Origin of the sequence: Pontibacter fetidus (assembly GCF_010119545.1) — a bacterium.
GTDB lineage: Bacteria > Bacteroidota > Bacteroidia > Cytophagales > Hymenobacteraceae > Pontibacter > Pontibacter fetidus.
In genome coordinates, this window is sequence record NZ_JAAEAA010000033.1 from 19,360 (window position 1) to 27,448 (window position 8,089).

General features: G+C 45.8%; 7 protein-coding genes. 2 read left to right on the forward strand and 5 right to left on the reverse strand.

What is annotated here, in order from left to right; all coding sequences use genetic code 11:
• Positions 1-86 precede the first annotated feature (86 nt).
• Together aroC and GWO68_RS17265 are read right to left on the reverse strand one after the other, a co-directional pair.
• Positions 87-1,166 carry a chorismate synthase gene (gene aroC, locus GWO68_RS17260; protein ID WP_162347727.1) on the reverse strand — a complete coding sequence of 360 codons (1,080 nt, stop codon included), beginning with the start codon at positions 1,164-1,166 and terminating at the stop codon, positions 87-89.
• Complete coding sequence (locus tag GWO68_RS17265; protein ID WP_162347728.1) at positions 1,163-2,614, reverse strand: BatD family protein; 1,452 nt, start codon at positions 2,612-2,614, stop codon at positions 1,163-1,165. The genes aroC and GWO68_RS17265 overlap by 4 nt, the downstream gene beginning before the upstream one ends.
• A gap of 455 nt (positions 2,615-3,069) precedes the next feature.
• On the opposite strand from GWO68_RS17265, the gene GWO68_RS17270 reads away from it, so the two are divergent.
• Entirely contained in the window at positions 3,070-3,264 is a 195-nt protein-coding gene (locus GWO68_RS17270; RefSeq protein WP_162347729.1) for a hypothetical protein, read from the forward strand.
• Here the strand turns inward: GWO68_RS17270 and queG are convergent.
• Both queG and ruvB read right to left on the reverse strand, forming a co-directional pair.
• Positions 3,261-4,205, reverse strand: a complete 945-nt coding sequence (queG, locus tag GWO68_RS17275) for a tRNA epoxyqueuosine(34) reductase QueG (protein WP_162347730.1) — start codon at positions 4,203-4,205, stop codon at positions 3,261-3,263. The genes GWO68_RS17270 and queG overlap by 4 nt on opposite strands.
• Before the next feature lie 342 nt (positions 4,206-4,547).
• Positions 4,548-5,591 carry a Holliday junction branch migration DNA helicase RuvB gene (gene ruvB / locus GWO68_RS17280; RefSeq protein WP_162347731.1) on the reverse strand — a complete coding sequence of 348 codons (1,044 nt, stop codon included), beginning with the start codon at positions 5,589-5,591 and terminating at the stop codon, positions 4,548-4,550.
• A gap of 211 nt (positions 5,592-5,802) precedes the next feature.
• On the opposite strand from ruvB, the gene GWO68_RS17285 reads away from it, so the two are divergent.
• Complete coding sequence (locus tag GWO68_RS17285) at positions 5,803-6,279, forward strand: phospholipase D-like domain-containing protein (RefSeq protein ID WP_162347732.1); 477 nt, start codon at positions 5,803-5,805, stop codon at positions 6,277-6,279.
• A gap of 360 nt (positions 6,280-6,639) precedes the next feature.
• Here GWO68_RS17285 and GWO68_RS17290 read toward each other — a convergent pair whose 3' ends face one another.
• On the reverse strand, positions 6,640-7,818 hold the full coding sequence (locus tag GWO68_RS17290) for an acyl-CoA dehydrogenase family protein (RefSeq protein ID WP_162347733.1): 1,179 nt from the start codon (positions 7,816-7,818) through the stop codon (positions 6,640-6,642).
• Positions 7,819-8,089: the final 271 nt, after the last annotated feature.

Sequence of the window (8,089 nt, forward strand, 5' to 3'; positions counted from 1 at the left end):
ACTATAGTTTATACTTCATAAAAGAGCCGCAGCTGTAATCAACTGCGGCTCTTTTGTTTATACTTGATGATTACCTTAAATCAAGCTTATACTTTATTGGCTTTCTGGCGAAGTATAAAATCAGCTAACACCAGAGCGGCCATGGCATCAACTATAGGTACGGCACGCGGCAACACACAAGGGTCGTGGCGGCCTTTGCCCTGAAGCGTTACTTCCTCACCGGCATCGTTTATAGTTGTTTGTGGCTGAAGTATAGTTGCTACCGGTTTAAAGGCTACGTTAAAGTAAATATCCTGCCCGTTACTGATACCACCCTGTATACCTCCCGAGTGGTTGGTGCGGGTCTTTACATTGCCTTGCGCGTCAGTATAAAATTCATCGTTGTGCTCAGAGCCGCGCAGCTTTACACCTTCAAACCCGCTGCCGTACTCAAAACCTTTTACGGCATTTATACTTAGCATCGCTTTACCCAACTCTGCATGCAGCTTATCAAAAACAGGTTCTCCTAAACCAACCGGCGCCCCCTGAATAACGCAGGTTACTACACCGCCAATGGTATCCAGGCTGTTACGGGCATCCTCTATCAAACCAATCATTTTGGCAGCAACAGTGCCATCCGGGCAGCGCACCTTGTTCGAATCTATCTTTCCGAAATCGAGTTTACTGTAATGCTTGCGCAATTTTATACTGCCTACCTGCGATACATAGCCGTTTATAGTTATGCCATACTGCTGTAACAACTTGGCTGCTACGGCACCTGCTGCTACGCGGGCTACGGTTTCGCGGGCAGAGCTGCGGCCGCCGCCCCGGTAATCGCGGGTGCCATACTTGGCGGTGTAAGTATAATCGGCGTGTGATGGGCGGAATGCGTGTTGAATGTGGCTATAGTCGTGGCTGTGCTGGTCTTTGTTGTTTACCACCAGGGCAATGGGTGTACCCGTGGTTATACCTTCAAAAATACCTGAAAGTATCGTTACCTTGTCTTCTTCCTTGCGGGGTGTGGTAATATCTGACTGACCGGGACGGCGGCGGTCTAAAGCAGTTTGTATCTCATCTATACTTATCGCCAGGCCTGCCGGACATCCGTCTATTACTACGCCTACCGCCGGGCCATGCGACTCGCCAAAAGTGGTTATCCTGAAAAGCGTACCGTAGGTATTGCTCATAATTTTCTTTTCTTAATAAATATAAAACCCGAAACCGCTAATAACACCACCAGGATGATGTTAGTATACCGCCGGATATCGTCGAACTGGTGCAAACTTACAAGTGTGTCATCTTCATTTTCGATGATTTTGTAGAACGAGCCCAGGTCACGGGACAGCACCAGCGCATCGGTATCGCGGGTACCGGTTACAGCTATAGTTAGCGTCGGGCGCAAGGTATCGTAGCGGGCTGCAACCGGGTCAAAATATATCCACTGCATTACGTTGTGCAACTTATAGGTACCGGGCTCGCGGGGCAATACCGTATAGCTAAAGCTTTTGGAACCTTGCACACGGCCTGCACGGCGGGTTATATCCTGGTACACATCGGGTGGGTAAAAGTCCAGGGCTGTTTGTTCTTCGGGTACGGGCGGCATAATAGCGGCCAGGTTCCCCTCCCCCTCTACCCTAAAAAGGTAACTGAAGCTTTTATTTACCTGAACACTTTTACCGGACAATTTTTCGACTAACCTATAGGTACCAACCGGCACGGCATCGCGGAGCGGGTGTGGTGGCAACTGTTTTACTTTTATTTCGCGCTCGCGGGCAAAGTATGTTTTGTAGCCCTCCTGCCGCTCACTGTTGAGCAGGTTCGGTTTTTTGGCTACTTTATACTTCAGCATTTTAAGCGATAGCTGCGGAAACTTTATAGGCTGCAGGTTTATGGGGTACAATACGGCTTCGTATAGTTTAAACCGGAGGTATGGCTTACCCTCTACGGTTACATTTTCCGGGGCAATCTCTGTAAACTCAAATGACTCTTCCCACACATTAGGCTGCTGAATTTGCTTCAGTATAGTTGCTATCTGGTTATTAAAGTCATAGAAATCGAGCAATTGCTGGTCTTCGGCTGCCAGGTAAAAGTATAAGGCTGCTGTAAACCCTTCGCCTACATACACCTCATCTTTGTTGGTATAAAGCGTCAGGAAGGCATTGTCGTCTTTTTCGATGTATTCGGGCTGGGCATCTATCTTTGTTTCGGGCGCTTCGTCGGGTGTTATCAGGTCAGGTATATTAATGCCCGGCGTTGTGGCTGTTGCTATTGGCTTTACAACTATAGTTGTGCCCGGCGACTGCACCGTTTGCCCGTTGACTTTCATGCTAAAGGGTTTCAGCACAAATTCACCTTCGGCCAGCGGGGCATAATTCTGGTAAACCGTGAGTATTTTGGTAGTAGAGCCGCTGGTAATAATGGTCTCGGTAGAAGAATACTTGCTGCTCTTTTTAAACCCCTCAATCTCGGGGAAGGGACTATAGTCTTTCAGCACCTGGTCGTGTAGCTGAATACCGATAGTGTAGTATTGGTTTAGTGGCAACGGGCTTTTACCTAACGCAATACTTACCTGCTGCGCCAGCAATGTGCCGGGCAATAAAAGCAGCAAAAATAAGGTTACAAGTATATAGCGCATTATTTATTTAAAAAGGTCGGAAACACCCAAAGCAAATTTAGCATTTTTTGCACTTAATATACTGCCTGGTTTAGCGGCCCCTGGCTTATTATAGTTTAAAACAATGTATCGCTATACTTGAATGCAACCTTTAGCGCTGAAACAAGCTCTATAGTTTAGAGACTATAAAAGATTTATTTCAGCTACTTCTATAGTTGGTTGCAGGGCTTTTTTAAACAAAAGCGTACATCAGAAGTTTTAAAGGCACTATAACTGGTGTTTAAACTATGATACTAAAAGATGTATGTACCTGATGGTGAGCACATGGGAAGTTAGAGCAGAAAAATCTTACTTACTTATATAATTATTTTACCATAAAATTAGACTGATATAGTTCTATCGTTGTAACTTTTCGGGCCATAATCGTACTAACAAATAACTTATAGATCATTCAGATCATCTTTACAATTACTGAAATGTTGGAATATGTAAAAACCATTTTGCTGAAGGTTAGCTTCGACAAAATGTTGTTTGAGAAGGAACTCAGAAAAGCTTTTAAAGTGCTTGTTGCAGATGAACTGCAGCAGCTTAAACAATGGTGTTACGACCAGTTTTCTGGCAGATACCTGTTCATCCTGAACCGCGTGTTTAACAGAATGCAGATAGCTTAGGCTAGCTCCGGATTTTCCTGCACAAATTTAATGTTGCGCAATAACCCGTTGTAGCCCGTCCGTTTTACTGCCGATTTTTTGAACAGCTGCGAGAATACTTCGTGGGTAAGCTCTTGCCAGTCTGTAGTTTTCAGATTTTTAAGGTCGGGATGCGGCGCAAATGCTGGTTCGTTGTGTGGCTTACTGAAACGGTTCCAGGGGCACACGTCCTGGCAAATGTCGCAGCCAAATACCCAGTTGCCAAACTTCCCATCCATTTCCTGAGGTAGCTGGTCTTTTAACTCTATGGTAAAGTACGAAATGCATTTGCTGCCATCTACCAAATAAGGCGCAACTATAGCATCGGTCGGGCAGGCATCCAGGCACTTGGTACAGCTACCGCAATAATCTTTTATAGGCCCGTCGTATTCCAGTTCCAGGTCAATGATCAGCTCGGCTACAAAGTTAAAGCTACCCACTTGTGGGGTTATCAGCAGCGTGTGTTTGCCCACCCAGCCTAGCCCACTTTTAGCCGCCCAGGCCTTATCCAGCACCGGAGCCGAATCAACAAAGCAACGGCCGCCTACTTCACCTATAGTTTCATTTATATAATCCAGCAGCGTTTTAAGCTTGTCTTTTATTACAAAGTGGTAATCGGTGCCGTAAGCGTATTTCGATATTTTGAGCGTGTTCTCGTCGGGCTGTTGGGTTTCTTTATCAGGATAGTAATTGAGCAGCAACGACACCACAGACTTGGCTCCATCAACTAACAGGCGCGGGTCCAGGCGTTTATCGAAGTGGTTTTCCATGTAATGCATTTGGCCATGCATGTTCTGCTTCAGCCAGTTTTCCAGGCGTGGTGCTTCCTCTTCCAGAAAATCAGCCTTAGAAATACCGCAATACATAAAGCCCAGTTCCTGCGCCTTTTGCTTAATAAGATATGTGTGGTGTGCTTTATTCAATTTGATACTATGCAGCTATAGTGATACTTGTGCTGCTATACTTTCAGAAGAACAAAAGTACAGCAAAATAAATCCAAGTGCAGCTTTTTAAAATAACTGAAGTTAGTAACTCATCTGTTACCTGGCGCGAATCTCAAGATTCGTGACTTGTAATGAATGTTGAGTTTCAAACTCAACTGGGCCAGAGGCCCAGCTATAGTTTGTCACGAGCGAGGACGCTCGCGCCATGAAGGTAGACAAGTATAAATCCTGTCCATCCATTCAAATCCTGTAAATCCTGATTCAGACAATCAAAAAGAGCAGACCAAATGGCCTGCTCTTTTGCTATACTATAATTTATACTTATTCCTGATCAAACAAGCCACCAGAGGCCTGCGCATGTTGCGGCGGAATTTTGCCTAAGTGCCTGTAAGCAGCTTCGGTAGCTTCGCGACCACGGGCGGTGCGCTTAATGTAACCCTCCTGAATCAGGAACGGCTCATACACTTCCTCAATGGTTTCTGCTTCTTCGCCGCAGGCCGTAGCTATAGTTGAGATACCAACCGGGCCACCTTTATACTTATCGATGATGCAGGAAAGGATGCGTTTGTCCATATCATCCAGACCGTTATGATCCACATCCAGTGCATTCAGGGCAAAGCGTGCGATTTCCACATCAATAGTACCATTGCTTTTTACCTGGGCAAAGTCGCGGGTACGGCGCAGTAGGTTGTTGGCAATACGCGGCGTACCACGGCTACGGCGGGCAATCTCGAAAGCAGCATCGTCATGAATAGGCGCACCTAGTAACGCTGACGAACGCTTTACAATCGAGGTTAGCAGTTCTGCATCGTAATACTCCAGACGGCTGTTAATACTGAAACGGGCACGCAATGGCGCAGTAAGTAAACCGGAACGCGTAGTTGCACCAATCAGCGTAAACGGATTCAGGCTAATTTGTACAGAACGCGCATTCGGACCAGAATCGAGCATGATGTCGATCTTGTAGTCTTCCATGGCTGAGTACAGGTACTCCTCCACGATCGGGTTCAGGCGGTGGATCTCATCGATAAAAAGTACATCGTTCGGGTCGAGGTTGGTTAGCAAACCAGCTAAGTCGCTTGGCTTATCCAGTACCGGCCCGGAAGTCATTTTTATACCTGAATCCAGCTCTGAGGCAATAATATGTGATAAGGTCGTTTTACCAAGTCCGGGAGGGCCGTGCAGTAACACGTGGTCCAGGGCCTCGCCACGGCGACGAGCCGCCATTACAAATATCTTCAGGTTCTCCACCACCTTCGCCTGCCCGGTAAAATCCGAGAAACTAAGCGGACGGAGTGCCTTGTCAATATCGCGTTCGGCTGGCGTCATGTGCTCTTTTTCGCCAGTGAGATAATCTTCTCTCATTCTTCTGTTTTATACATTAAAATCAGTTTCTGCTCTACCTAAACCTAACAGTTTAAGCATCGCTTTCGCTCCATTTACACCTACGAATTTACTGATTTTTGCTAATTATTTTATAGTATTTCACTATAAATCTAATATCATTAGCAAAACTCCACATTTAGCAGTAAAATACATGTAACCAACGTATGCAGCGCTAACAACTTTATACTTTATGCATCCAGAGCCCCCGAAAATTACCAGCCACGCCTTTTTCAGCCCCGGCGAAGATTGCCTGAATGCCATAATCAGCGCAATTGATTTGACTCAGCAATCAATGAAGATATGTGTGTTCACGATAAGCGATGATCGCATTTCAGATGCTATAGTACGGGCCTACCAGCGTGGTATAAGTATAAAGATCATCACTGACAACTATAAATTACATGACCTTGGCTCGGATATAAAAGAATTGGCAAAAATAGGGTTGGAAGTATGGGTTGACAAAACTAAAAGCCACATGCACCACAAGTTCGCTATTTTTGACGAAGTGCGCGTGCTTACCGGCAGCTATAACTGGACGCGCAGCGCCGCCATGTATAACCACGAAAACATTGTTATTACCGATAACCTAACTATAGTTCAGGACTTTAGCAGAGAGTTTGACAGGCTTTGGACGGACATGGTAAAGTATAACCCGGAAGTTAATTAGTCTGAATCAGAATTTCCAGGATTTTAGAATGATGGACTGGATTATAACCTATTAACTTTCTAAACACTGGCGCGAGCGTCCTCGATCGTGTCGAACTATAGTTGGGCGTCCCACCCAGTTGGATTGTAAATCCAACATTATAATTGAGTCACGGATCACAGATCCGCGCCAGCAAAAAGGAAGTATCCGCTTTAGAAATTCATCCCCCTCCCCCCTTCAAAGGGGGACTTTTCAAATCCTGTCCATCATTATAAATTCTGCAAATCCTGATTCAGACAATAAAAAAGGCAGCTACTCACGCAGCTGCCTTTCTCTACTTTAAAGCCCTCCCTTGTTTTTAGGGGAGGGTTGGGAGAGGTTCTATTTAAACGCCTGAATGCCGGTAATATCCGCACCGGTAATCAGTAAGTGAATATCGTGTGTACCTTCGTAAGTAATCACCGATTCGAGGTTCATCATGTGGCGCATGATCGGATACTCGCCGGTAATGCCCATACCACCATGTATCTGACGTGCTTCTCTCGCAATATGCAAAGCCATATCTACGCTGTTACGTTTTGCCATTGATATCTGCTGCGTAGTTGCTTTACCTTCATTCATCAGGGTTCCTAAACGCCATACCATCAGCTGCGCTTTTGTAATTTCGGTCAGCATTTCGGCCAGTTTCTTCTGTGTTAACTGGAAGCCGCCGATTGGCTTGTCGAACTGGATACGCTCTTTGCTATACTTCAGCGCTGATTCGTAGCAATCTATGGCAGCACCTATAGCACCCCATGAAATACCATAACGGGCAGAATCGAGGCAGCCGAGCGGACCACGCAGGCCGTCTACATTTGGCAGCAGGTTTTCTTTCGGCACTTTCACGTTATCAAACACCAGTTCGCCGGTGCAGCTGGCGCGTAAGCTCCATTTATTATGGATTTCAGGCGTCGTAAAGCCTTCCATGCCACGCTCAACTATAAGCCCTTTTATACGACCTTGTTCGTTCTTAGCCCAAACAACCGCTACCTGGCACTCCGGAGAGTTGGATATCCACATTTTAGAACCGTTGAGCAGATAATGGTCGCCCATGTCTTTGATGTTGGTTACCATACCACCCGGGTTAGAGCCGAAATCCGGTTCTGTTAAACCGAAACAGCCCAGCCACTCGCCGCTTGCCAGCTTTGGCAGGTACTTTTTGCGCTGCTCTTCAGAACCATACTTATAGATCGGGTACATTACCAGCGAACCCTGCACCGAAGCCGTAGAACGCATACCTGAATCGCCACGCTCAATTTCCTGCATGATGATACCGTAGCTGATGTAGTCTAATCCACCGCCGCCATACTCGGCTGGTATAGTTGGACCGAAAGCGCCTACATCACCAAACTTTTTCACGATCTCAGATGGGAAATGTGCATCCTGTGCCCATTGCTCAATCTTAGGAGATATCTCGCGCTTCACAAAGTCACGCATGGTCTGGCGTATAAGGATATGCTCTTCTGTAAGTAAGTCGTCTATGTTAAAGTAGTCAGGGGCTCCTGCCGGTTCGTAAGCCATAGTTTTGGTTTAAAAGGTTTTGAGAAAGGGTAATACGCAAAGATAAAATTAAATCAGGATTTTCAGGATTAAAAAGGATAAACAGGATTTATGGATTATCAAGTAATTGGAAACAGTATCTCAATGCTTTTGCTGGCGCGAGTTCAATGTCATTAAGTTAAGGGTTTTATAGTACGTTCTTTCTGTTTTTCATCAGGATAGGTGTCTTTCGGTGCCGATACTTATCTTTCTGTCGTGGATACTTTCTGTTTGGTCTGACTGGTTCTACATG